The 23,105-nt window shown below is 61.6% G+C and carries 24 protein-coding genes and 3 pseudogenes; 16 read left to right on the top strand and 11 right to left on the bottom strand.

The window, feature by feature from the left end:
* Window positions 1-56 precede the first annotated feature (56 nt).
* Window positions 57-1,124 carry a DUF475 domain-containing protein gene (locus EF888_RS07340; protein WP_109760141.1) on the bottom strand — a complete coding sequence of 356 codons (1,068 nt, stop codon included), beginning with the start codon at window positions 1,122-1,124 and terminating at the stop codon, window positions 57-59.
* Between the two features lie 293 nt (window positions 1,125-1,417).
* Window positions 1,418-2,041 carry an exopolysaccharide biosynthesis protein gene (locus EF888_RS07335; protein ID WP_109760111.1) on the bottom strand — a complete coding sequence of 208 codons (624 nt, stop codon included), beginning with the start codon at window positions 2,039-2,041 and terminating at the stop codon, window positions 1,418-1,420.
* A gap of 325 nt (window positions 2,042-2,366) precedes the next feature.
* Between EF888_RS07335 and EF888_RS22515 the strand changes: the two genes are divergently transcribed.
* From EF888_RS22515 to EF888_RS07295, 9 genes are all read left to right on the top strand, one after another.
* Window positions 2,367-3,113, top strand: coding sequence for a tyrosine-type recombinase/integrase (locus EF888_RS22515; protein WP_338143054.1), 747 nt, complete (start codon window positions 2,367-2,369; stop codon window positions 3,111-3,113).
* 43 nt (window positions 3,114-3,156) lie between these two features.
* Entirely contained in the window at window positions 3,157-3,639 is a 483-nt protein-coding gene (locus EF888_RS22510; RefSeq protein WP_338143053.1) for a tyrosine-type recombinase/integrase, read from the top strand.
* Window positions 3,636-4,214 (top strand): hypothetical protein, encoded by a 579-nt coding sequence (locus EF888_RS07325; RefSeq protein ID WP_109760112.1) that lies wholly within the window; start codon window positions 3,636-3,638, stop codon window positions 4,212-4,214. The genes EF888_RS22510 and EF888_RS07325 overlap by 4 nt, the downstream gene beginning before the upstream one ends.
* A gap of 131 nt (window positions 4,215-4,345) precedes the next feature.
* Window positions 4,346-4,522: a helix-turn-helix transcriptional regulator gene (locus EF888_RS07320; RefSeq protein WP_109760113.1), complete on the top strand. Its 177-nt coding sequence runs from the start codon at window positions 4,346-4,348 to the stop codon at window positions 4,520-4,522.
* Between the two features lie 108 nt (window positions 4,523-4,630).
* Window positions 4,631-4,822: a hypothetical protein gene (locus tag EF888_RS07315; protein ID WP_109760114.1), complete on the top strand. Its 192-nt coding sequence runs from the start codon at window positions 4,631-4,633 to the stop codon at window positions 4,820-4,822.
* Complete coding sequence (locus EF888_RS07310; RefSeq protein ID WP_109760115.1) at window positions 4,823-5,155, top strand: hypothetical protein; 333 nt, start codon at window positions 4,823-4,825, stop codon at window positions 5,153-5,155.
* Window positions 5,152-5,331: a hypothetical protein gene (locus EF888_RS07305; RefSeq protein WP_109760116.1), complete on the top strand. Its 180-nt coding sequence runs from the start codon at window positions 5,152-5,154 to the stop codon at window positions 5,329-5,331. The genes EF888_RS07310 and EF888_RS07305 overlap by 4 nt, the downstream gene beginning before the upstream one ends.
* Window positions 5,328-5,537, top strand: a complete 210-nt coding sequence (locus EF888_RS07300; RefSeq protein ID WP_109760117.1) for a hypothetical protein — start codon at window positions 5,328-5,330, stop codon at window positions 5,535-5,537. The genes EF888_RS07305 and EF888_RS07300 overlap by 4 nt, the downstream gene beginning before the upstream one ends.
* On the top strand, window positions 5,534-6,892 hold the full coding sequence (locus EF888_RS07295; protein WP_109760118.1) for a phage/plasmid primase, P4 family: 1,359 nt from the start codon (window positions 5,534-5,536) through the stop codon (window positions 6,890-6,892). Before EF888_RS07300 ends, EF888_RS07295 begins: the two co-directional genes overlap by 4 nt.
* A 916-nt stretch (window positions 6,893-7,808) precedes the next feature.
* On the opposite strand, the gene EF888_RS07290 is transcribed toward EF888_RS07295, so the two are convergent.
* The 6 genes and pseudogenes from EF888_RS07290 to EF888_RS07260 all read right to left on the bottom strand — a co-directional run.
* On the bottom strand, window positions 7,809-8,249 hold the full coding sequence (locus EF888_RS07290; protein ID WP_126918533.1) for a hypothetical protein: 441 nt from the start codon (window positions 8,247-8,249) through the stop codon (window positions 7,809-7,811).
* 99 nt (window positions 8,250-8,348) lie between these two features.
* A complete protein-coding gene (locus EF888_RS07285; protein ID WP_109761265.1) occupies window positions 8,349-9,017 on the bottom strand; it encodes an ABC transporter ATP-binding protein in 669 nt (222 codons plus the stop codon).
* The gene (locus tag EF888_RS07280; RefSeq protein WP_420902645.1) at window positions 9,014-9,730 is read right to left on the bottom strand and encodes an ABC transporter permease; all 717 of its coding nucleotides are present in this window, start codon (window positions 9,728-9,730) and stop codon (window positions 9,014-9,016) included. The genes EF888_RS07285 and EF888_RS07280 overlap by 4 nt, the downstream gene beginning before the upstream one ends.
* A gap of 40 nt (window positions 9,731-9,770) precedes the next feature.
* On the bottom strand, window positions 9,771-10,739 hold the full coding sequence (locus tag EF888_RS07275; protein WP_109761267.1) for an ABC transporter substrate-binding protein: 969 nt from the start codon (window positions 10,737-10,739) through the stop codon (window positions 9,771-9,773).
* Window positions 10,740-10,905: 166 nt separating this feature from the next.
* Window positions 10,906-11,103: pseudogene (locus EF888_RS07265) on the bottom strand (hypothetical protein); the annotation flags it as partial.
* A 214-nt stretch (window positions 11,104-11,317) separates the two neighbouring features.
* Window positions 11,318-12,386: pseudogene (locus EF888_RS07260) on the bottom strand (IS1380 family transposase); the annotation flags it as partial.
* A gap of 260 nt (window positions 12,387-12,646) precedes the next feature.
* Between EF888_RS07260 and EF888_RS07255 the strand changes: the two are divergent.
* The 5 genes from EF888_RS07255 to EF888_RS07235 all read left to right on the top strand — a co-directional run bounded on the left by EF888_RS07255 (window position 12,647) and on the right by EF888_RS07235 (window position 17,925).
* The gene (locus EF888_RS07255; RefSeq protein ID WP_164721604.1) at window positions 12,647-14,338 is read left to right on the top strand and encodes a pyrroloquinoline quinone-dependent dehydrogenase; all 1,692 of its coding nucleotides are present in this window, start codon (window positions 12,647-12,649) and stop codon (window positions 14,336-14,338) included.
* A gap of 149 nt (window positions 14,339-14,487) precedes the next feature.
* Window positions 14,488-15,279, top strand: a complete 792-nt coding sequence (locus EF888_RS07250) for a substrate-binding periplasmic protein (RefSeq protein WP_164721603.1) — start codon at window positions 14,488-14,490, stop codon at window positions 15,277-15,279.
* Entirely contained in the window at window positions 15,279-16,274 is a 996-nt protein-coding gene (locus EF888_RS07245; protein ID WP_109760144.1) for an ABC transporter ATP-binding protein, read from the top strand. The genes EF888_RS07250 and EF888_RS07245 overlap by 1 nt, the downstream gene beginning before the upstream one ends.
* Window positions 16,271-17,104, top strand: a complete 834-nt coding sequence (locus tag EF888_RS07240; RefSeq protein WP_241239832.1) for an ABC transporter permease — start codon at window positions 16,271-16,273, stop codon at window positions 17,102-17,104. The genes EF888_RS07245 and EF888_RS07240 overlap by 4 nt, the downstream gene beginning before the upstream one ends.
* A gap of 41 nt (window positions 17,105-17,145) precedes the next feature.
* A complete protein-coding gene (locus EF888_RS07235) occupies window positions 17,146-17,925 on the top strand; it encodes a substrate-binding periplasmic protein (protein ID WP_109760145.1) in 780 nt (259 codons plus the stop codon).
* A gap of 2 nt (window positions 17,926-17,927) precedes the next feature.
* Here EF888_RS07235 and EF888_RS07230 read toward each other — a convergent pair whose 3' ends face one another.
* Window positions 17,928-18,527 (bottom strand): zinc metalloprotease, encoded by a 600-nt coding sequence (locus tag EF888_RS07230; RefSeq protein ID WP_109760146.1) that lies wholly within the window; start codon window positions 18,525-18,527, stop codon window positions 17,928-17,930.
* Between the two features lie 56 nt (window positions 18,528-18,583).
* Window positions 18,584-19,027: a c-type cytochrome gene (locus EF888_RS07225; protein ID WP_164721602.1), complete on the bottom strand. Its 444-nt coding sequence runs from the start codon at window positions 19,025-19,027 to the stop codon at window positions 18,584-18,586.
* 270 nt (window positions 19,028-19,297) lie between these two features.
* Between EF888_RS07225 and EF888_RS07220 the strand changes: the two are divergent.
* Window positions 19,298-20,050: pseudogene (locus tag EF888_RS07220) on the top strand (IS5 family transposase); the annotation flags it as partial.
* A 563-nt stretch (window positions 20,051-20,613) separates the two neighbouring features.
* The gene (locus tag EF888_RS07215; RefSeq protein WP_241239831.1) at window positions 20,614-21,231 is read left to right on the top strand and encodes a DUF1989 domain-containing protein; all 618 of its coding nucleotides are present in this window, start codon (window positions 20,614-20,616) and stop codon (window positions 21,229-21,231) included.
* A gap of 305 nt (window positions 21,232-21,536) precedes the next feature.
* On the opposite strand, the gene EF888_RS07210 is transcribed toward EF888_RS07215, so the two are convergent.
* Window positions 21,537-23,084 carry a winged helix-turn-helix domain-containing protein gene (locus EF888_RS07210; protein ID WP_126918531.1) on the bottom strand — a complete coding sequence of 516 codons (1,548 nt, stop codon included), beginning with the start codon at window positions 23,082-23,084 and terminating at the stop codon, window positions 21,537-21,539.
* Window positions 23,085-23,105 lie beyond the last annotated feature (21 nt).

Raw genomic sequence — 23,105 nt, 5'->3', positions numbered from 1 at the left:
ACCTCGTGCGGCGGCACGGGCGAGCCTCTTCCTGTCCGCCGTTCTTGCGGTGCATACTACTCTTGGCCCGAGTGGGCCGGACCCTGCACCAATCGGTTCCACCTGAGCGAGGACCAGAGAGAAACGCCGATTAGAGCGGCCCCGCCGAGCCCGGTAATCACTTCCGGGACGTGAACCAGCGACTGCGCATACATGACGACCGACAAGGCGATGATGGCGTAGAAGGCGCCGTGTTCGAGGAAGCGGTACTGCGCCAGCGTGCCCTTCTCGACGAGCATGATGGTCATGGAACGCACGTACATGGCCCCGATCCCCAGACCGATGGCGATAATGAACAGGTTCTGGGTCAGGGCGAAGGCTCCGATCACACCGTCGAAGGAAAACGACGCGTCGAGCACCTCGAGATAGAGGAAGGCCCCCACTCCCCCTTTGGCGGCGGTACTCAGCGTCTCCTGGGTGCTGTCGAGCAGTCCGCCCAGGACCTCGACCAGCAGGAAGGTCAGAAGTCCCCAGATCGCCGCGCTGAAGAAGAGACGCTCCTCCGGAGGCTCCTGCAGACGGGAGAAGATCAGGATCAGTACCAGGACGACGGTCACTTCGACACCCCGAATGGTGGCGTATTTTGCCATCCGATGCTCGACCCACTGGACCCAGTGGACGTCCTTCTCGTGATCGAAGAAGAAGCTCAGGCCGACCATCATCAGGAACGTGCCCCCGAAGGCCGCGATCGGCAGATGCGCCTCCTGCATGATGCGGGAGTACTCGGCGGGTTCGACCGCAGCGAGGACCAGAGCCTGCCAGGGGCCGATCCCTGCGGCGATGACCACGATCAGCAGGGGAAAGACGATCCGCATCCCGAAGACGGCGATCAGGATGCCCCAGGTGAGGAAGCGGCGCTGCCACTCGGGCCGCATATCCCTCAGCTTGTTCGCGTTGACGATCGCATTGTCGAAGGACAGCGAGATCTCGAGAACCGCAAGCACGCAGCAGATGAAGAAGATGGTGAGCGTACCGCCGAGCGTGCCGGTCATCTGCCAGCCGAGAAAGCCGCCCAGAAGAAGCCCGAGTGCGGTGACGATGAAGGCCCAGCGGAAGTAGCGCAGCCATGACGTGGCAGAGGTCATCGCGCGCACCCCCGGAAGAGGGTCATTGAGGTCGACATGGGGAGTCAAGTTCCAGGCGGCTGGAATGAATCGCGGTGCCGACATCACGGAAGCGCCGCCACTTCCGCCAGAGGGGCCCGGTCACCGAACATTGCCCTGCATGGCAGGATGCGGCGACGCTATCGTTGCCGAGGGTGCTGTTCAAGGGGGAGGTGCGGTCGTGGCGCGCGTCGCACGTCCCGACTCGTGGAAGTCGTGGCCGGGCGGCCAAAGGCTCACCGCGATGGCGTCTTCCTTAATTCCGTCCGCGGAAGCTAGGTGATGATGGCCTCTGCTCCCGATGCAAGGGAGACCAGGATGGCAGCCGTCAGTGCGACAGACAGGAGGCCCATCACGACCCCTGCGATGACCGTAAGCCCGTCCCGCTCGACGAGCCCGATGCCGACCGCAAGAAGTGAGATCGCGGGAAACCAACCGCTCCCGGGGACCGGCAGAAACAGGGCAAAGGCAATCACGAACAGCACCGTTCCGAGAAGGCGCTGGTTCGAGCGGCCGAACAGCGCCGGGAAACGGGGCGACAGAACCTTCTCCAGCCTTCTGGTCACGGGTCTGAGCCTCAGAACGGTCCGCCGCAGTTTTTTCGGGTCAAGCTCGACCCGAGCCAGCCGCGAGGGCAACCTTACGTGCCGGTAGCCGAGCGTCATCTGGAGCGTCGTCCCCAGCAGCGGAAGAGCCGTTACCAGCGAGGATCCCGGAGGGAGCGGCAGGAACGTCAGCAGGGCGAAGAGAACGATCGCCCAACCGAACGACGAGTCCCCAAGCGCCGTCAGAAGACCCCCGATCGACAGCCCGCCCGCTCGATGCTGCTCCCTTGTCGTTCGCAGGATGGGGAGTGCAAGAGACGATCGGCGATGCCTCAGATCCGGTCCGTGCTTCACGCGTATCTCCCTCTTTGGCGTATATCACCGTCGGCAGACAAAAATTCAACCTGAACGAGACGTTCGGGTGTCCCTGATGAGGAGCGACGGGGTCATGCGAGGGCAAACTCTGGCGAATTCGCAACAGGCTAGCGGCGAGCGACAGGATCCATCTCTAAGCGACTGCCTTTATTGGCGGAAGGGGTGTCCGCAATTCTAGTGTCGGGGCGCGTCGGAGTAAGTCTGCCGCGCCCCTTATTTATCAAGGCTATACGAAATTCTGTTGTCGGATAGCGTCGGCCTGAATATGGTGCAATCGGACAGCTTTTGGCAGGTAGGAACTCAGGTGCCCAAAAAGGCAAAAGAACTCTCCGCCATAGAAGTGAAGCGCCTCGCGCACCCCGGCAAGGGAATCAATGCGACCTTCGCTGTTGGCGGTGTCGACGGTCTGCTCCTGCAGATCACCCCGACCGACGCGCGTTCATGGTTGCTTCGATACAGCGCCAAGGGCAAGCGGCGTCACCTCGGCCTCGGCCCCTACCCCGATGTGACCCTCGCAGGCGCCCGTGAGCGCGCCAGGGACGCCCGTGACAAGCTTTGGCAGGGCGTTGACCCCTTGGAGGAACGCCGCGCCGCTAAGGCCGCGCTGGCAGCCGCAGAGAAGCGGGGGCTGACGTTCGCAAAAGCGGCCGACAGGTTCCTCGCGGCGAAGCTCGGCGAATTCCGCAACGAAAAGCACAAGGCGCAATGGCGCGCCACGATCGACACCTACGCCGCGCCGAAGATCGGCGACATGCTGGTGGACGACATCAAGGTGCAGGACGTACTTCGTGTCCTCGAGCCAATATGGACGACCAAGACCGAGACGGCCTCGCGGCTTCGCGGCCGGATCGAGTCGATCCTCGCTTGGGCGACTGTGGCGGGACACCGCACGGGCGACAATCCGGCGCGATGGAAGGGAAACCTGGACGCCATCCTGCCGAAGCCCGGCAAGGTCGCGCGCGGAGAACAGCCCTGCCCTATCCCTCGCCGATGCGCCGGCATGGTTCGCCGACCTGCGCGCCAGAAACGGCTTCGCAACGCGCGCCCTTGAATTCGTCGCCCTGACCGCAGCGCGATCGGGCGAGGTTCGCGGCATGACCTGGGCCGAGTATGACACGGCCGAGAAGGTCTGGACTATATCGGGCAAACGCATGAAGGCAGGCGCGGATCACCGGGTTCCCCTCTCGCCCGCCGCCGTGGCGCTGCTCAACGACATGGAGCGTTTCGAGGGCACGGATCTTGTCTTCCCGGCGCCGCGCGGCGGGCAGCTCTCAGACATGGCCCTGAGCGCCACTATGCGCCGGATCAACGAAGCGCGGGAAGGCGGCTATCTCGACGCCAGGTCGCAGCGCCCCGCGGTGCCTCACGGTCTGCGCAGCACGTTCCGCGATTGGGCGGCCGAGCGAGGCTATCCCCGGGACATGGCCGAAATCGCACTGGCACACACGGTCGGATCGGAAGTCGAGCGGGCCTATCGCCGGACTGACATGCTCGAGCGGCGGCGGGCGATGATGGACGCGTGGGCCGGATTTCTGAGCGGCGAGGCGTGCGGCAAGGTCGTAAGGATCGGAGCATGACTCAAACGCGAGGGAAGCCCGCGCTGGCCTTTACCCATAACGGCGGTTTTGTCCGCGACATCCTGCCGGAGCACATCGAGGCGGCATACATACAAGCCTATGACGAAATCGCTCCTCCGACTTTCGTCAGCGAGGCAGCGAACCTCCTAAGATTTCGGATTGTCGACGTCGATAATCCGCGGAAGCGGTTCACGGAAGCGGACATTAAGAAGGTGAGGGATGCAGCCAAGAGGCTTCGCTTGGCTCTTTTGGCCTTTCCAGATCAAACGGGGCTGCTGCAATCGTTGGAGCATCGCATGAAGCGTGAAGTCAATTCTGGCGATCTACACACATGGGTGGCGCTATTGGAAAGATCAGACACCGCACGGCCCTATCAGGCGTCGCGCAGCTTCAAATGGGCAATCAGTGAATTGGCCAAGTTTCTTCGGGCCGAGGGAAAGTCGCCTGCGAGGAACGGGACGGGGCCCTTTTTTCGCCTAGTCGAGGGAATCGAGCGCCAATACCCTGGTCTGATGTTTCCCACCGAAACGGTTGGGACCGGCAGACAGCAATACATTTCGCGGGCTCTCAAATAAGCTGAGAAAGCGGGTTTATTTGTAGTCGTCCGGACGCGGACATCCAAAGTTACACAACGGCATCCGACCGAAACCAGCGGACGCCAAACTCTCACACCGGCGTCCCCTTAGACCGCAAAGGATGCCGCCAAGTGACTTACGTTAACGACAGGTTCCTCGCCGCCCGCTGGGGCGTCACGCGCACGACGCCGTGGGACTGGGCGCGGACAAAGCCGGACTTTCCCCAGCCCGTGAAGCTGTCCGAGCGGTGCACCCGCTGGAAACTCGCCGACATCGAGGCTTGGGAGAAGCAGGCCGAGACCGCCTAAACGAAAACCCGCCGGCAGGGACATGCGCGACGGGTTTCCACGGAGTTTCAGGGACTTCTGGATCATACCTGATCAGCGCGCCCTCGGCAATAACGAGGTTCGAGCACAATGAACGAATACTCCCGCTTCGACGTCCGGCGCTCTGCCGCATTCGAGACGCTGAAATCCTTCCACAGTCGCGACGAGGCGCAGGACTTCGCGCGAAAGATGGCGATCGCCTGGAAGGCCGACATGACCGTCACGACCGTGACGATGGCCCACGTCCTCGGCAGCGATGGCCTCGCGGAATGGGAGTTCTAGATGACTTCCACCCTCTCCCGCCACATGAAGCCGGCGCACAAGGCCGCCTCTCGCGCCCTGGGTTACGCCCTGACCCTCGATGATATGGAGGGCTGGGAAGCCTTCTCGGCCCTGATCGAAGCGCGACTGAGCGAGCGCGAGCGCGCAGGCCTGGCGTTCGCGGCGCTTCGCTCGCAGTCCGAAACCCACGCCGCCTGGACGGCAGAGGCGGCCGTCAACGACGTTGCACCTCCCGAGGTGCCCACGATCCTCGACACGCCAACTGGGCGCGCGGTGATGATCGAATGGCGCGAGAAGCGTGACGCCAAGGAAAGACGCGAGGTATCCGCATGATGGAGATTGTCCAAACGCGCAGAGGTTTCTTCGTCGCTTTTGTCGTCGGCGAACAATGCCAGATTAACGGACCGATGTACGCCCAGGAGGCCCTGTCGGCCGCGGCGACGCAATGCGCCCGCGCCGGACAGCACCTCAGCATGGTGACGCATTCCGATGCGAGGCATCTCCAATGAGCGGCGAAGTTGAAATCATCGGAGGTTGGGACGGCGAGCATTCCTATGTTGTGATGCACTGGGACCGTCACCGCGACTCTGGTTGGGCCGCCGCTGCTTTCAAGTCTCGTGGCGCAGCCCTGACATTCGCCCTCGCCTACGCTCGCGAGCACGATTGCGAGATGCCGAGCGCGGAGATCATTAACCTGGCGGAGACTCGCAGATGACGATCGCGGACCTCGATATGACGCCGGGCGACGTCGACCTCTCAGAGGACGGTGTCGCACGCGCCTTCGCCGAGATGCAGGCTGGATACCGCCTTTACGACAATGACGCCGGAAAATGGTTCGTATACGTTGGCGACTGCTGGCAACTCGATCACACCCAGAGCACCACTTTCGCCGCTCGGGAATTGGTCAACACCGTCTCTTTCAAGATCAATTCGAACAAGCGCACCAGATATCGCTCGTCTTCCTTCGTAAGTGGTGTCGAGCGGCTGGCGCGCTCTGATCCGGCACTGTCGGTGCGTCAGGAAAATTTCGATACTGACCTCTGGCTTCTCGGCTGTCCGGGCGTGACCGTCGACCTGCGCACCGGCAAGCCGCGTGAACCCGACCCACGCGACATGATAACCCGCCTTACGTCAGTCGCGCCTGCGGAGACGGCCCATTGTCCGCGGTGGGATGACTTCCTTAGCGAGGCGACCGGCGGCGACGACGACATGAAAGGCTTTCTGCAGCGGTTCCTCGGGTATTCCCTCACCGGATTTACGACGGAACATGCCCTGATCTTCGCCTGGGGCGGCGGCGGAAACGGCAAGTCGGTGTTCCAAAATACGGCCGCGAATATCATGGGCGATCACGCCACCCACGCAGCAATGGAGACATTCATATCGAGCAGGCAGGACCGCCATTCGACTGAATTGGCATACCTCCGCGGCGCCAGGCTGGTCACCGCTTCCGAGACCGACGAAGGACGCGCATGGGCAGAAGCGCGCATTAAGACTTTGACAGGCGGCGACCCGGTGACAGCACGTTTTATGCACAAAGACCCCTTCACCTTCATTCCTCAATTCAAGCTTCTGATCGTCGGAAACCATCAGCCGGCCCTTCAGAGCGTTGATGACGCCGCCCGGCGCCGGTTCAATATCGTTCCCTTCACGCGCCGCCCGGAAAAGCCGGATCCCGACCTCGAGGCCAAGCTGCGCAAAGAACACCCGCAGATATTGCGGTGGATGATTGACGGCTGCCTCGACTGGCAAGCCAACGGCCTTAAGCGCCCGCAAAGCGTCCTGGACGCTACCGCCGAATATTTCTCGGAGCAGGACTTCGTTGGGCAGTGGCTCGGCGAAGTGGCCATCCTCGAGCCCGGCAATCCTCACCGCTTCACATCGTCGGCAGACCTCTTCGCTTCCTGGAAAGCCTATGCCGAGAAGGCGGGCGAAATGGTCGGGGCGCAGAAAGGGCTTGCCGGCAAGCTACGCCGCTTCGGGCTGACGACGGAAATGCGGTCGATCGGCGGGCAGAAGCTGCGCGGCTGGGTCGGTGTGTCGCTCAAAGTGCGGGCGAGTGGCCATGACTGATGCGGTAACAGGTAACGCATGGGAACACGAAATCGGCAAACGATGCTTGCGCGCGTGTATGGTGTGTTTTTCCCAAAAAGCGTTCCGTTCCGTTACCCGTTACTCGAAGCAAGTGCAAAGTTGCCCGAGCCTCCGCAAATTTGCGGACCCTGCCGAGGGGGTACCCCCTACCCCCCAGCAGATATTGCGCATGCAGCAGTCACACCGGTCAGGGATCGCGCTCGGTGTCAGAGTTTTGACCATCCCCCCGGGGGCGGGAGGGTCAACCTCCCCAGCCTCCGCCTTCCTGACGGCTATGAAAGAAATATCAAACCCCACTTTTCGCGCACGCGCGCATCACGCGCGGGGGGCGGGACGAAAGTCCACAGCCTCCGTCGCCCTGACCGGCGCGCCGGGCGGAAAACTTTCACATTCACAAAATGGAGAATCAGATGGAAGGACGTCCTAGAAAGCCGCTTGCCCTGGCAGTCGTCCAAGGCACTGCATTGTTCTGAAGTCGACCGACTAGTTCGGCTCCGCACCTGCGCCGGTTGCTCACCCCGCGCCGAACGGCGTAACAGAAACGATCGAGACTCTAATCGCCACCGGATGAAAATTCAGTGGCAGGTCAGAGTTCTTCTGGAAACGTCGAGCGTAAGCGCTAGGTCCGACACAGTTGGGGGACGCATGGCTTCGGTTGTGACCGTGATCCTTTGGCCATTGCGCCTAGCTGTTTCGGTCTTCTCGTACTCAAGACCTCTAAAATACGCCTCAATGCGCGTCTCAAGCTCGTCGACTGACTTGAAAACTGTTGTGCCTCGCGTAGCCATCACAAGTACACTAGCATGCGACCGAGCGCCCTTCCAAAGGTTGGGCTGCCAATTGCCCGGCGTGCTTGCACGTCTCGCTCAGATCTTAGCAATAATCCAATGATGAGCTACAATGACCGCCCGTGATCATCAGCCATCCGACTGCTTTGTTCAGATGACCGGGTCGAGCGCAAGATGACCGTTACGCGCGGCCCGGCCTTTAGGCGTGCAGCAAGGCTCCCCTGGTCACGGAACGCCTCCCAGTTCCAATAGAGGTCGTCCGTCCCGCCGCCTTCCGAAATCCGGTCGGTGAGAAGAATGGCGGTGGCGGCGATGAAGGCGGGAAAGTCATCTTCCGGCAGAGCCGCAGACAGCAAAAGCTGATGGTACGCCCGCTGACGGTCGGGAAGCAGAATCCGGCCACCATCCTCGACGATGGCGGCAATGTCTTCTCGCTCGGCCCCGGTTGTTCCGAGACGGAGCACGGCATCGCGATGGATGCGTGTCGCTTCGTCGAGATCGCGAAGCGCCTGACGGGTGCGGAATACTTCCGCAATACTGGTACTCATAACTCACAAGCTAACCTCACCCTGAGGCAAAATCGCGTCCGGGTTGAGTCTGCCGGGCGGAATCATTGCGTCTTGCCTTCGCAGAAAATGCGCAGGTGCTCAGGGTTTGGGGAAAGCCGTGACGACGCCTGTCGGTCGGCTCGTCCCTGTTCGAACCTGCCGTATCTGCTCCGGCCCGAGCACGGCGCCCTGCGGCCCCGGCTCCAGCGTCAGGATGCGCTGCGCCAGCCTCACGGCTTCGGCGCGCGAATGGGTGACGAAAAGCGTAGAGGGGCGGTGGTGCGCGATCAGCGTCTCGGTCAGCGCCAGCATTGTCTCAGCCGTCTCGGCGTCCAGCGACACGAAGGGCTCGTCCATCACCAGAAGCTCTGGATCGCCGCAAAACGCGCGGGCCAGGGCAAGACGGCGCTGCTGGCCGAGGGAGAGTTGGCCCGGGAACATCGCCTCCTTCCCTGCCAACCCGACCTGTGACAGAGCCTCGCTCGCCGTTTCGCGCGAAAGTCCGGGATGGACTGCCCGCAAGTTGTCGATGGCGGATCGCCACGGCAGCAAGGTCGGTTCCTGAAACACCATGGCCAGACCGTCCGGACGGACGATCCGTCCGTCGATCTTCCGGTCGATGCCAGCCACGATCCGCAGAAGCGTGGACTTCCCGATCCCAGAAGGTCCGACAAGGGCCACCGTCTCACCCGGCGCGATGGTGAACGAGATCGGCCCAAGAACCGGAGTGTCACCGAACCTCTTCGAGTTCAGGTCAATGCGGATCATGCGGTCCGCCAACGCGTCACGCGGCGCTCCCACGGCTGGAGGACGGCCCATTCGATCAAGAGCATGATTGCGATGAACGAGAACGCGTAGACCAGCACCATCGAGACGTTGAAGAGCTGGAAATACAGGTGGATCTTGAAGCCGATGCCGGATGACCGGCCAAGAAACTCGACGACCAGCACGATCTTCCAGATGACTGCGACCCCGGTTCGCGCCGAAGCCGCGATGAAGGGCGCAAGTTGCGGCAGGACGATGTGGTGCATCCTCTCGAACCACGACAGCCGATAGACCCGCGCCATCGCATCGAGTTGCGGGTCGAGCGCGCGCGTGCCCTCCCGGATCACCGTCGTCACATTCGGTATTTTGTTAAGCGTCACGGCAAGGATCGCGGCGGTTTCGTTGAGCCCGATCCACAAGTAGCACAGGACAATCAACACCAGCGCAGGCAGGTTCAGGAAGATCACCAGCCAGGGGTCGAACCACTGGTTGAACGCCGGAAACCGTCCCATGGCCAGGCCGAGAGCGATGCCGATGCCCATGGACAGGGCGAAGGCCCAGACCACCCGGTAGAGAGTGGCCCCCAGGTGGAACAACAGTTCGCCCGATCCGATCGCCTTCGCGAAGTCGGGCAGAAGCAGCCAGGGCTGGGGCAGGATTTCCGGGTCGGCCGTGAGAAAGGACGCCAGCACCCAGAGTGCCAGCAGCCCCGTCATGGAAACGACAGTGGTGAACCCCTGCCCCCGCATTGATCGCCTACTTCACATCCGCGAAAAGACCGTCTGGAACGGACGACGCCTCGCCGACGAGTTCCTCGCCACCGAGTTCCGCCATGAGCGACAGCATCTTTCCGGCCGCCTCGATGTCGACGGGACCGCGCTCGGGCACCCCCGAAAGGAAGTCGGTCTTGAGCTGCTGGAATTGCGCGTCGTCGTTGGCGTTCATCTGAGGGCGGATCGCCTCCCACGCCTCGTCTGAGCTGGCAAGTAGCTCCTTCGCGTCGCGGCTGGCGTCGAAGAGCGCCTGCGCGATGCCCGGGTTCTCCTCGAGAAAGCTTTCCTTGAAGTAGTAACCCAGAAGCGGAGTATCGGTGTTCAGGCCAAGCGCTTCGCCGGCCGTCTCGACCGAGACAAGCTCCTTCATTCCTGCGGCCTTCATCTTGGCGAGGAAGTGCCAGAAGTTGACGACGCCCTCATAATCGCCTCCCAGACCCGATTTGAAGATCAACGGCGGCGCACCGTAGACCTGCTCGGTCTCGGCGGCGAGGTCGAATCCATACTCCTTCTGCGCATAGGCACGAAGGATCAGCCAGGACTTGTCGAGAGGACCACCGGCGATGCCAATCTTGCCACCCCTGAGGTCGGCGAGGCTTTCAGCCGTGCTGTCGCCCGGCACCAGAAGCGATCCGACCGCCGTCGAGTAGGGAACGAAGACATAGTCCTTGCCCGCCGCGCGCTGGCGCGCGACCCAAATCCAGTCTGCGACCGCCACGTCGGCCTCGCCGCCTTCCACCGCGATCCGGGTGGCGTCGTTGTCGGCGTAGCTCGTGATGTCGAGGTTGAAGCCGTTCGCCTCGTCAAATCCGTTTTCGGTGATCGTCGCGAGTTCCCAGTTCACCGTTCCGATCTCAAGAGTGGCGAGCCTGACCGTCGGCAAGTCTTGGGCCGAGGCAGGCAGCGCAAGCGCGAGAAGCGCGGAAGCCAATGCCAGAAGTTTCACTTTCATCCTCCCAGGGTTTTCGCCGGGCAGCGTCGCAGCTACCGGCGGATGTCTCTTTTCATCTGTTCCGATCCCGTCTCACTCCAGACGGCGATCAACCTCGTTCAGGTCTGCGTCCAACTCGATGTCCATCTGTTGTCCGCCTTCGCAGATCACGTCGTCCAGTTCGTAACTCGGACGTGTTGACGACCCACTTCGCATCAGGGCTCATTCCCATGCCCGCGGGTTCGACGCCTACGGGAACCTCGGCGACCACGGTGCAGCTCTGGGTGTCCGTGACGGTCACCAGGTTGTCGTCCTCGTTCGCGATGTAGAGACGCTGACCGGACGGCTCGAGGATGAAGAGTTCAGGGTCGGGTCCAGCCGACATTCCCCAAGTGGGGTGCCGCTTGATAGCAAGTTTGCCGGATTTTGCCTGCCGATCAAGTGTCTCGTGCACCGGTCGGCAGTTGAGTGCATCAATACACCCGAATTTGAGCGGATCGGGCTGCAAACTCTCTTCACTCCGGCCCAGCAGCGACGTTGGTCAGCGCGACGGACAGACCTGTTTAGCCGTTTTCGTTCGGTTTCGTTCGGGATCAAGGTCATGGACATGACGGCGGCGCTCGCAATCGACGGATCGCGGCAAGAATGGCACGGACCATGGGGCCGGTTACGACCACCGCGGCGAGTTGGAAGGTGATGGCGCGGGCGTGGCGCACGACGCGGGCGCCTATGTTGATCAGTTTCAGCTGGAGGCTCGTCAGCGACCAGTCGGCCATCGCCTCGGGCAGGTCGATGCAGCGCAGGAAGGTGGCCAGGTTGTAGGCCAGTGCGTGCAGTTGCAGCCGCACCTCGTTGTCGCGGAACCGCTTGCACGACAGCCGGGTCCAGCGGAAGGCGTACTTGCCTTCCTTGATATGCTGCTCGGCGGTGCCGCGCTGGTTATAGAACCGCACCACCCAGTTCGGCTCCATGGGTAGGTTGGTGACGATGAAGCCGACGTGGGGGGAAAGTTCGCCCGGATGCCATTCGATTTTGGCGATGACGCGGCGCTCCTCGTCCTAGCTTTGTGCCTGGTAATGGAAGTCTTCGAAGAACCGTTTGACCTTGGTCAGCGAAGGACGCCCGACCGGCCGGGTAAGCCGGTGCACGATCTTCTCGCGAAGCACGGCATTGGCGGGCAGCAAGATGGCGTAGCCCACCGCTTCAAGCCGTGCGTAGATCGCGGGGCTGGCATAGGCGGCATCAGCCGGGAAGAAACGCATGAGGTCACACTTGGCACAGCGGGCGATCACCGGGTCAGGCACATCCTGCCAGCCGTCGGCGCTGTGCACGTTGCCGTGCCGCAGGGCGCAACGCTCCAGCATCCCGAACTGGTTGAACACGAAGAGCGGATGGTAGCAGGTGCAGTCGAAATGCCCGTTCCAGGCGGTGCCTTCCTGATCGCCATGGGTCGGGCTGACCGAGCTGTCCATGTCCAAACTGATATACTTCAGCCCGCGGCGGTCATGGAAACGGTCACCACTGGCCACTGAGATCGGCCAGAGCCACCCGATTCTCGGGCAAGGCCAGCGTCCTGGTTTCGAACCGCCCCATCTGCGAAGCAGAGGCCGCTTGAGCGTCTAAAGCACGCCCGCCCACAACTTGGCGCATGACGGGATCAAGGGCCACACACAGATGCCGTCGGGGGGCGGTCACATCATCAGAGCCCTTCCTCATCTGAAAGCTTGCTTTGACGCATGGAGCGGTCTTAACCTTCACGTGTCTTCTGGTGATCAGTCTCGAGTCGATTTAACCAGCAGCGTTGAGCGGGAGAACCCAGCGGGCTCTCGGCACGATCCCAGACCATCAATAAAAAAATGGGAGGAAGCACTATGACTTATTTCAAATTGCGGTCAGTTCTGTTGACAGCAACAGCGCTTACGGCCGGCATGTCCGCGACGACGCTCGCGGCTCAGGAGAACCCGATCGACAAGGTCTCGCCGGTCACCGACGAGATGCTGCTAAACCCGCCGGACGGCGACTGGCTGATGTGGCGGCGCACCTACAACGGATGGGGCTACAGTCCGCTTGACCAGATCAACAAGGAAAATGTCGGCGACCTCCAGCTCGCCTGGTCCTGGGCGATGACGCCGGGGCGGACACAGGAGACCCCGCTGGTCCATGATGGAATCATCTACATCCAGAATTCCGATCAGACGATCCAGGCGCTCGACGGCGCATCCGGCGACCTGATATGGGAGTATCAGTACGATTTGCCTGACGACGTCGAGCCCCGCGGGGTCCGCAACAAGGCAATTTACCAGGACAAGCTCATCGTCGCGACCCGCGACGCTCATCTGATCGCTCTCGACACCAAGACCGGCCAGTTGGTCTGGGACAAGACGGTCGCCAACCACACCTTCGGCTACAACTTCACTAGCGGTCCGATGGTGGTCAACGGCGTGATCGTGCAGGGCATGACCGGATGCGGCGGAGGCCAGCCGGGCGGCTGCTTCTTCACAGGCCACGACGTGAATACGGGCGAGGAAATTTGGCGCATCAACACGATCGCACAGGGCGACTCGCCTGAAAGCAATACGTGGAACGGCGTACCTGTCGAAAGTCGCTATGGGGCCTCGGCCTGGATTCCGGGGACCTATGACCCCGAACAGAACCTGATTTTCGCCGGCGTCGGACAGCCTTATCCCTGGAACACGGAGATAGCGGGGCTGACCCCGCCAAGCTCTGACCCCAATGTGACGAACGAGGCGCTCTACACCAACTCGACGCTGGCAATCGACCCCAGTAATGGTGAACTGAAGTGGTACCACCAGCATCTGCCCACCGACTCGCTTGACCTCGACTATGTCTATGAGCGGCTTCTAATCGACCTGCCCGTCGACGGGACAACCCGCAAGATGGCAGTCACGACCGGCAAGATCGGTATCATCGAGGCGCTCGACCGCGAAACTGGGGAATACCTCTGGGACGTCGAGACAGTCCCACAGAACGTGGTATTGTCGATCGATCCCGAGACGGGTGACAAGACCATCAACCCCGAGGTGATCCCGGTCATTGGCGAGACCACCTTCAACTGCCCCGCCGACCCCGGCGGACGCGCATGGCAGGCTACCGCCTACAGCCCGCGGACCGAGGCGCTCTACTTGCCGACCGTGGAATTCTGCTCCAACACGACCGTCAACCCGCTCGATCCCGGCGCGATCTATACAGGCGGCGGACTTCAGACCTATTCGCGGGTCGAGCATCCTGACGGCGACGGCAACATCGGCCAAGTACGTGCGATCAACCTCAACGACCGCTCGGAGATGTGGCAGTACCGGCAGCGTCCACCGGTCACATCGTCCACGCTGCCAACGGGCGGTGGTCTGGTGTTCGTGGGAAGCCTTGATCGCAAGTTCATGGCCTTCGACGACGAAACCGGCGAAAAGCTGTGGGAAAGCGGCAAGCTAAGCAGTTCGCTCGAGTCCTTCCCGATCACCTACGAGGCAGGCGGCAAGCAATACGTTGCGATCACGGCCAACTTCGCATCCGGCTTGGGACGTCTGGCGTCTCTGACCCCGGAAGTAAAACTTCCCGCTAACGACCCGATCACGCTCTTCGTATTCGCGCTTCCCGACTGACCGCGTGACTTCACGCTAGCATCCGGCCCGGGCGGATCTGGAGATTTCCAGTCCGCCCGGTGTCGTTGGGAGTACCGATTTTGCCTACACCCCATCCTTATTCGCGTCTGGCTGGCACGATTATGAGTTCCGCGTTGGCGGTGGCTGTGTTGTCTGCAGGGCCGATCAGAGGCGACGAGCCGGAATTTTTCGAGAGACCGTCCGCGCCGAACCAGTGGACGTTCGGGCGGCGGCTCGACGAGTCGCAGCTTCGCTACTGCGTGGACCCGCGTGACCCCGACTGGGAAGTGGCCACTGCCATAGCCGACGCTTTGGCTCAGGGCCTACTGCTTGAACCGCAGAGATACGTGATCGACAGCGAATACGTCAGCGAAGACATCACGAAAGTCTATGCAATCTTACTGGAGCATTGTGACATTCACATGGGCTTCAAGCTGATCCCCGGCAGTTACTCCGACTGGGCCATGCTGACGCGTGCGTACTACGAGGCGGACTATGTCTTCGTGACCGCTGACCCCGACATCAACGCGCTTGACGACCTCGCACCGACGAGGCCGATTGGCGCGACTCTTGGAACCGCGGCGCATATTCGTCTGGTATCATACCTCACGGCCCTCCCCGCCGAAGAACGCTGGCCAGCCTTTCCAATGGGCACGAACGACCTCGCACTCACCTCGCTCCTCAACGGCACCGTCGATGTCGCGCTAGTCTGGGCACCCACTCTATGGGCGAAGCAGCGCGAGGACTCCGCCTATGCCGGCCTTCGTATTATCGATCCCGCACCGCTCCCGCCTACAACCCTCGGCGTGGGGGCGATAATGCTGTCGAACGAGACCTTCCTGCGCGCCGCTCTCGATGAGGCGATTTCCGCCTTGAGCGCGGACGGAACCATCACCGATATCCTCGCGGAGTACGGATTTCCGGCGAGGGTCGAACAGTGATGACGCGGGCACACAGTCCCGGACCGGCCATTCGGGTGGAGGGCGTTTCCAAGCGATATGGGCGCACATTAGCACTGGACGAGGTCAGTTTTGAGGTCCGCTGCAACGAGATCTTCGCGCTGCTCGGGCCAAACGGCGCCGGCAAGACGTCGCTGCTGTACATCCTCTGCACGCTCTTGCGCCCAGACAGCGGCGTGGCGCTGATCGGGGAATTCGACGTATCCCGCCAGCCGCTGGCCGCGCGTCGGCGACTTGGAGTTGTATTTCAAGAGCCGAGCCTCGACGGTCGGCTAACAGTGTACGAGAACCTCAATCTGCATGGCCTTGTCTACGGAGTGCCGCGAAAGTTGCGGCGGCAACGGATCGATCAGATGCTGGCGCTGGTAGAGCTGACCACTTGGGCCGACAGACCGGCGCGGTCGCTCTCCTCAGGCATGAAACGCCGGCTGGAGATTGCTCGCGCTCTGATCCATGACAGCGAGATCTTGCTGCTCGATGAACCCACGGTGGGGCTCGACGCCCAGACGCGCGACCGCATTTGGTCCTACATTCGGCAACTGCGCGAAGAGCGGCAGGTTACCGTGTTGGTTACCACCCACTACATTGAGGAAGTCGAGACCTGCGACCGGGTCTGCGTGGTAGATCACGGCAAGGTTCTGGCACTCGACAAGCCCGCCGTGCTAAAGCGCAACCACGGCCAGCAACTTTTGCGCATCGTGCCGAAGACCGATGCCGACCACGCCTCAATAGCGGCGCGCTACGCAGCTCGGCTGCAGCGACAGGACGAAAATGAAATCATCCTGACGTCGGATGACGCCTTCTCTGAAAACTTCCTGGCCGAAAACGGCGCACTGATCCGAGCCTTGTCGATCGAAATGCCAAGCCTGGAATCGGTGTTTCTGACGTTGACCGGTCGCGACATCCGCGATCACGAAGCCTCACCGCGCGACTTGACGAAAGCCTTCGGCAAGATCGGTGGAGAACACACGGGATGAGCCTGCGGGGCGCAGAACAACTGGTGCTGATGGTGCAGCTAGGTGGCCTCTATGGACTGTGGCTGCGCGAGGTGAAACGCGCCTTCCGCGATCGAGGCCAGCTGATCGGTGGCGTCAGCCGTCCCATTCTGTGGGTGCTTATCCTTGGCATCGGCCTGAATCCCTATTTTCGCGGTGAGGTCTATGGTGAGGTCACCTTTGTCGTGCCCTTCACCTACCTTCAGTTCATTTTCCCCGCCGTGGTCGCGCTAAACATCATGTTCACCTCGGTGCAGTCCGCGGTGTCGGTTATTTGGGACCGCGAGTTCGGTTTCCTGCGCGAGGTTCTGGTTTCACCGCTGTCGCGTGGCACGATCCTTTTGGGAAAGGTGCTTGGCGGGGCAACCGTCGCCGTCCTGCACGGCTGCCTGGTGCTTTTGCTAGCGCGTTTCGCTGATGTCAGCCTGACGCCGATGGAGATGCTGAAGGCGCTTGGGCTGATGGCCATGCTTGCTTTCGCGCTGACTTCGCTCGGCGTGGTGATCGCGGGCCGCATCCGTAGCTTTGAGGGCTTCGGAATCTTCTCCAACGCCGTAATCCTGCCGCTCTACTTCACATCCAGCTCTATTTTTCCCCTCGACCCGGCGCTGACTGGGGCGCAGACCCGCGTCACTTACCCCGAATGGCTCGTCACCATCGTGGAGTGGAATCCTATGACCTATGCCGTGGACGCGCTGCGCGGCGTGTTGATCAACTACAACCAGTTCGATCCGCGCCTAGGCATCGCGGTTATGGGCGTGGCCGGCGTGGTGCTGTTTGCGATCGCGCTCAACGATTTCCGCAAGGCGTGAGTGTGCAGACGCTCAGGCGACAGGCACGTGATCTTGGCGGTATGGTCACCGTCGTCGGCCTCATGCTGCTGGTCACCTTCCTGCCGCCGGACACTTCTCTCAAAGAAGTTAAGGCGAAAGGTGTGATCCGCGCCTGCGTTCCGACACGCTATCCGCCGCTGGTTACCGGAGACGCTGACCGGCCGGGTATCGACATAGAGCTGCTGCGTGCCGTGGCCGACCATCTTGGCGTCCGACTGCTTTTCACTCCCAGCGATGCCATGGGACGAGACTTCAATCCGCGAAACTGGGCGATCAACCGCGGCAAGTGTCAGCTACTAGCTGGAGGCGTCGTCGATTCGGCGCTGACTCGGTCGTTCCTCGATACCGGTCCGCCCTATGCAGAAACCGGCTGGGCGATCATGGCGCCGGCGCCTTTGGAGAGCATAGACGGTCTCACCCTCGGGGCGCTCACCCTCGTGTCCGGCCTGGACCGCATTGGACTGGCTACATACTTGCGCAGCCACAACGTATCCGTCCGCGTCATGCGAGATGACCGGGCGTTTGTCGAAGGAATTGCCGCCGGAGACCTCGCCGGCGGAATCTCCGAAGCTCTGCTGGCCAGCGGGCTAGCGGCGAAGAACGGCTGGTGGGCGGCCTTGATGCCCGATGAGCTTGCCCGCTACAATCTCGTTTTTGGCATTTGGAAGGGCGACCTCACGCTAAAGCGCAAGATCGACGAGGCCTTCCGCCAGCTGCATACGGACGGAACGTTGGCGGCCATCCTCGCACGCTATGGGGCGGCGCCTATGGGAACGGCAAATTTCATGCACAAGCGCTGACTTCATGCGCCGAGGATGAACGACGCCACCATCGAGTGGGCGGGACCAAGCACCAGTCTCACCACGCCAGTCGCCACCGCCACCAGCAGCAGTAGGGCAAGGATCCGTTCCATCCGTGGCATCTGGGGGGCGAGCACACCGACCAGGAGCCCGCCGGTCAGCGGCGGAATTGGAACGAGGCTGAAGAGCGCGAACCAGATCGCTAAGTCGCTCGCGGTCCGAAGGAACGCCGCCGCCGCAAGCGCAGCAGTGTGGGGCAGGATCGTCAGCGCAGGAAGAACGAGGGCGTTGAGCGCGGCCGCCGTGACAATCACGCCAGCGAAGCCGGCAAGGATGACCACAACGAGGCCAACAGGACCAACGCGGAATTGTTCCGCGTCGACGGCAACCGGTTTCGCCCAGCCGTTGCCATAGAAAATAAGGCCAATCGCGCCGACAGGATCGATATGGCTGATCGGGACGAGGGTCAGCCGGCCATCGTATTTCGGGCCCTTGTCACCCAGCAAGACTGATGTCGCCGAGACGACGCCGCCCTGAACTCCTGCCAGGACCATCAGCGTCACGACGCGGAAGCCGATCGCCTGCAGCGTGATGTCGGGCAACCACACTAGTCACGAACCGATCGGATACACGGCGTGGTCACCGCGCCGGACCGAGTTCATTTCGACATGATTATGTAGTCGAGAGCATCGAGGTCGGAGGGTAAAGGTGCACCCTCCTTGAATCCGTTGTGCTTCAGGATGTAGGCCATGAGATCAGCATACGTGTTCTCGGAGTATCGCCCGGGCGCATTTGGCGGCATCGTAGCGCTCATGAACCCGAACATCACCGATGCCGGCAATTCCCCAAAGTATTTTTCCTCGAACGCCAGACCGCGCAGTGGCGGCCCGCCGTTCATCCCGCCCCTCAGGTCGTCTCCGTGGCACTCCACGCAATCTTTCTTGTACCTGTCTTCTCCGCTATCGACCTGTTCGGATGAGTAGGAGACTGGAGTTTCAGGCGGTTCTGCGGCGGCCTGGGCGGCCGGCTGATTTGTGAAGCCGACGATCAGACCGACTGCCAGCATGAAGCATGCTGCGGTATTTTGAGTGGTGAGCATCATTCTTTTCTCCCGCATTTTGTTAGACGTCCTCGGGGTCTTGCACGGCATCCGCAGTTGACGAAAAGACATGGACACCCTCAGCGAAGCTGACCCGAATATTGATTGCAAGCGCCATCTTTCCCATCGGGCATGGCGCTCTCTAACCCCGTCGCGATGCGCAGAGGCTTGTTCACCGGCGTTTCCTGCGTTACCGCGCCGCCCGGACCGGTGAAGGCATGGAGCGCCATGTTAGAGCTGGGCCCCAGACCTGGAAGGAAGATGACCAGAGCTGGAATGGAGGATCGTGTGCCGGACGCCAAGACGGTCTGGCACTATCGCGAGGCTCTGGCGCAGGCGGGCATGGTGCAGGCGCTGTTCAAGCAATTCGACGGTCATCTGGCGCGGCAGGGCTACATCGCGCGGGGCGGGCAGATCCTCGATGCCGCCATCGTGCCGGTGCCGCGCAACCACAACAGCCGCGACGAAAACAAAGCCATCAAGTCCGGCAAGGTGCCCGAAGATTGGGCGAACACGCCCGGCAAGCGCAGTCAGAAGGATACCGATGCACGCTGGACCAAGAAGCACGGCAAATCCCAATACGGCTACAAGAACCATGTGAACGTGGACCGCACGCACAAGCTGGTCCGCCGTTACCATGTCAGAGATGCGGCTTTGCACGACAGCCAGGCGGTGGATCACTGGCTGATGCAGGGCAATACCAGCGCCGGCGTCTGGGCCGATCCGGCGTATCGGTACGAGGAAATGGAGGCCAAGCTGCGCGCCCGGAGCCTCAAAAGCCACATCCACCGCAAGGGCAAGCGCGGCAAGCCGCTGACCGAACAGGGCAAGGGCAGCAACCGGACCAAATCCTCGGTGCGCGCGCGTGTCGAGCACATCTTCGGCGCGCGGACCAACGACATGGGCGGCACGCTGGTGCGCACCATCGGCATGGTGCGGGCCAAGGCCAAGATCGGGATGAAGAACCTCGTCTACAACATGCGCCGCCTCGTCCAGCTGCGCCGCCTGAACCCGTGCCCGGCGTGACCCCGGGGATCAGAAATCAGGCCGCGAGGCACGAAACACTACGCGTGACAGGCGGAGCACCGAAGACCCCATAGCGCGCAACGATGCCGACTGGCAGCCAAGTTTTCCCCCGTCATCGCGCGCGCGAAGAACCGAATTGCCATGTGGCACGAAGAGGCTCTGTACAATCGAAGGACATATCGCGCGGCCCGTTTCACGCTTGAGGTCAATCACGCATACAGCGTGATGCCGAATCCAGCGGACATCGAACCCAGACATGGGAGCCTCGAAGTGACGATTTTACGGTCCAAGGTGTGCCCGGGCGATCCGGTTCCACGATGGGGAGAATGAGTGCTCTATGGCTCAAATGAGGGAAGCGATGGGTTCTATTGACCTCAAGTCGAAAAAAAAGAAGTTAAGAAATTCATTGTCGAAGATCTTCTCCACTAACGTGACGCCAGACGCCCCGAGCGGAGAGTTCGTTGTTCGCGCCTTGCCTGCGGCTTTCGTCGATCCGCGGTGAGCTTGCTTCGACCACAACAACCTGATCGGATCGCACAGGTCGAACGATCGGAGAGCTCCTGATGACCGAAGAACCTGAAAGCGTTATGATACCGGCTCGCAAAGGCAGGGCTGTCCGGCTCACCACAGGCGAAGCTATCGAGATCATTAATACTCACGGTAAACAGGTTGTCGACACCTGGGTTTTCAGTGCCGAGGACCCCATGGAATTTTTGTCGAACGAGCATATGCGTGCCACGTTAGGCAAGCTTTGGCCGGCCGAGGGTGATGCCCTGATAACGAACCGGCGACGGTCGATCATGGTTCTGGAGAAGGATACGTCGCCCGGCAAGCACGACACGCTGATCGCAGCCTGTGACGACTATCGCTACGGGCTTCTGGGATGCACCGAGTATCACGACAACTGCACGGACAATCTCTACGTCGCAATGCGTCGCATCGGCATCAAGCTATCTGAGTGTCCTAGCCCGCTGAACCTGTGGATGAACATCCCGGTGGCGGATGACGGAACCACTAGCTGGGGCGAGCCCCTTTCAAAACCGGGTGACTCGGTAATTCTCCGCGCGCAGATGGATTGCATCGTAGCCATGTCGGCTTGCCCGCAGGACATACTGCCAATCAATGGCGCGGCTTGCCAGCCGACGGAGGCGCATTACCGCATCTTGCCGCCCGCCCGCTGACGAAACCGTGCTTGCAGACAGCATTTCTTGCACTGGTAATTTTTTGACGGCTGCGGTCTTGCAAGGACACGTTCTTTGCGAGATCGACGCCGATGATGGTAACTTCTCCCGTGGATACCCTCTCCTTCAGCTTGTGTGATGACACCACGAGTTTGGCACATCGCGATGCCGTCAGGGGGAGAGCGGCATCCACCCCATCTCCACCTCGCAAGCCATTGATTATGCTATTCTCCAGACTCGGAGTTCGTAGACAGCCTCGGCGTCAGCCGATTCAGATCGTCGTGCGCCTCGCTTTGCGATCCGGGCTATCGCGCAAAGCCGAGTCCACTCAGTGCGCCGGCTAACTGGTCGCGTGTCGAACAATCGACTATGGGCAGAGCCAAGAAGTACAGCCCCACTGTGACATCGGGGCGCCGCTCGCGGACCCGCGCGGCCAGTTGCGCCGCCTCGTCAGCTTTCCCGTCAAGCGCGGATATTGCAGCCGCCGTCATCGCGTTAATAACGTGCGAGGGTCCCGCACGAACCGCCCTCAGGGCCTGCTCTTGCGCTTCGTCCTGGCGCCCGTCGATCAGAAGCGATAATGCCCGAACCCCCAACATCGGACCCATGAGCGGATCAAGAGGGCTGAGCTGCATGGCACGCTCGATGTCCTGGCGGGTCTCTCCGGTGCGTCCGGCAAGGACGTTGACCAATGCTCGCGAGTAATGTCCCTTGGCAAAGCTCGGCGAAAGCTCCACCGCGCGGTCCAACCAGCCCGTATCACTACCCAGACTGCCGGTCAGGATTGGCAGGCGACCCATCGCAAAATTTGCTAAAGGCTCCAGCGGGTCAATTTCTACGCTGCGTTCCGCTGTGGCTTGGGCCTCTCGCACGGCGGCTTCACGATCCGGCAGGAAGCCCATGAAGGCATCCTGGAAAGAGGTGAACGACCGTGCTGCCCAAGCGGCGGCAAATGCCGGATCCAGCTCGGTGGCCTGGCGAAACAGACCTGCGGCAATCGCATTGTCATTTCGGTTGAAGCGATAGACATGCGCCAGCCCCAAATGAAACGCACTCCAGGCATCTAGGCTTTCCGACGGCAGTCGCAGAGCGATCTCGGCCTCGTGGCGCGACACGGTAATCTCAAGGGCTGCAAGTACAGAGTTGATGATCGATTTGGGAAGGCTGTGCGCGTCACCGAATTGACCGATAAGCCGCTCGGCCCAGATCACCGAGCCCTCAGCGGTCTCAGACAGCTCCAGTTCGACATCAAGCCGACCGTCGAAGGTGTGGACCACTCCGGATAGCACGTATTCTGCTCCCAGCACATCCCGCACACCCTCGACATCCATCGCGGCATTGCGGAAACGGAAGGTGGTTTCGCGCGCAATCACCTTCAGCCAGCGCAGGCGTGACAGGGAGGAAATCACCTCGGCCGCGATCGCGTCGGGAAGGATCGACCGTCGTCCGGATGGGTCCCATTCTCTAAATGGCAATACCGCAAGCGTCGGGCGGCCATCGGCCCGGTATTCGCTGACTCGTCTCGAAGCCGCCGATGCCGCGGCCGCGATCCTGACCTCTGCCACAAAGCGATGCCCCTGGCCATGGACGGTTCGAAGGTATTTCTGTGTCCGACCGTCATCTCCAAGCGCCTTGCGCACCTGCTTCAGGACCGTCGAGACAGCGGCGTCCGATACGATGCGACCGCCCCAGACGCCCTCAATCATGTCGTCGCGGGTCAGCACTCGGTCAGTGTTCTCGATAAGAAGGGTCAGAAGTGCCAGAGGCTTCGGTTCGATGTGCACAAGTCCGTCCGGCCCGCGCAACTCTGCTCGGTCTGAGTCAAGCGTGAAGTCCCCGAACCGCAGCAGCATGCGCAACTTTAGCTGTGCGGG

The organism is Silicimonas algicola, from assembly GCF_003970735.1.
Lineage (GTDB): Bacteria > Pseudomonadota > Alphaproteobacteria > Rhodobacterales > Rhodobacteraceae > Silicimonas > Silicimonas algicola.
Note: the sequence above shows the minus strand (reverse complement) of the source record. Positions and strands in the feature narration are given on the sequence as shown.

Coding starts and splice junctions, on each gene's coding strand:
- EF888_RS07340 (WP_109760141.1), bottom strand. CDS start 1,124: ATGACCTCTGCCACGTCATGGCTGCGCTACTTCCGCTGGGCCTTCATC.
- EF888_RS22510 (WP_338143053.1), top strand. CDS start 3,157: ATGACCTGGGCCGAGTATGACACGGCCGAGAAGGTCTGGACTATATCG.
- EF888_RS07325 (WP_109760112.1), top strand. CDS start 3,636: ATGACTCAAACGCGAGGGAAGCCCGCGCTGGCCTTTACCCATAACGGC.
- EF888_RS07315 (WP_109760114.1), top strand. CDS start 4,631: ATGAACGAATACTCCCGCTTCGACGTCCGGCGCTCTGCCGCATTCGAG.
- EF888_RS07310 (WP_109760115.1), top strand. CDS start 4,823: ATGACTTCCACCCTCTCCCGCCACATGAAGCCGGCGCACAAGGCCGCC.
- EF888_RS07305 (WP_109760116.1), top strand. CDS start 5,152: ATGATGGAGATTGTCCAAACGCGCAGAGGTTTCTTCGTCGCTTTTGTC.
- EF888_RS07300 (WP_109760117.1), top strand. CDS start 5,328: ATGAGCGGCGAAGTTGAAATCATCGGAGGTTGGGACGGCGAGCATTCC.
- EF888_RS07295 (WP_109760118.1), top strand. CDS start 5,534: ATGACGATCGCGGACCTCGATATGACGCCGGGCGACGTCGACCTCTCA.
- EF888_RS07290 (WP_126918533.1), bottom strand. CDS start 8,249: ATGAGTACCAGTATTGCGGAAGTATTCCGCACCCGTCAGGCGCTTCGC.
- EF888_RS07285 (WP_109761265.1), bottom strand. CDS start 9,017: ATGATCCGCATTGACCTGAACTCGAAGAGGTTCGGTGACACTCCGGTT.
- EF888_RS07280 (WP_420902645.1), bottom strand. CDS start 9,730: ATGACGGGGCTGCTGGCACTCTGGGTGCTGGCGTCCTTTCTCACGGCC.
- EF888_RS07275 (WP_109761267.1), bottom strand. CDS start 10,739: ATGAAAGTGAAACTTCTGGCATTGGCTTCCGCGCTTCTCGCGCTTGCG.
- EF888_RS07255 (WP_164721604.1), top strand. CDS start 12,647: ATGTCCGCGACGACGCTCGCGGCTCAGGAGAACCCGATCGACAAGGTC.
- EF888_RS07245 (WP_109760144.1), top strand. CDS start 15,279: ATGACGCGGGCACACAGTCCCGGACCGGCCATTCGGGTGGAGGGCGTT.
- EF888_RS07240 (WP_241239832.1), top strand. CDS start 16,271: ATGAGCCTGCGGGGCGCAGAACAACTGGTGCTGATGGTGCAGCTAGGT.
- EF888_RS07235 (WP_109760145.1), top strand. CDS start 17,146: ATGGTCACCGTCGTCGGCCTCATGCTGCTGGTCACCTTCCTGCCGCCG.
- EF888_RS07225 (WP_164721602.1), bottom strand. CDS start 19,027: ATGATGCTCACCACTCAAAATACCGCAGCATGCTTCATGCTGGCAGTC.
- EF888_RS07215 (WP_241239831.1), top strand. CDS start 20,614: ATGACCGAAGAACCTGAAAGCGTTATGATACCGGCTCGCAAAGGCAGG.
- EF888_RS07210 (WP_126918531.1), bottom strand. CDS start 23,084: ATGCTGCTGCGGTTCGGGGACTTCACGCTTGACTCAGACCGAGCAGAG.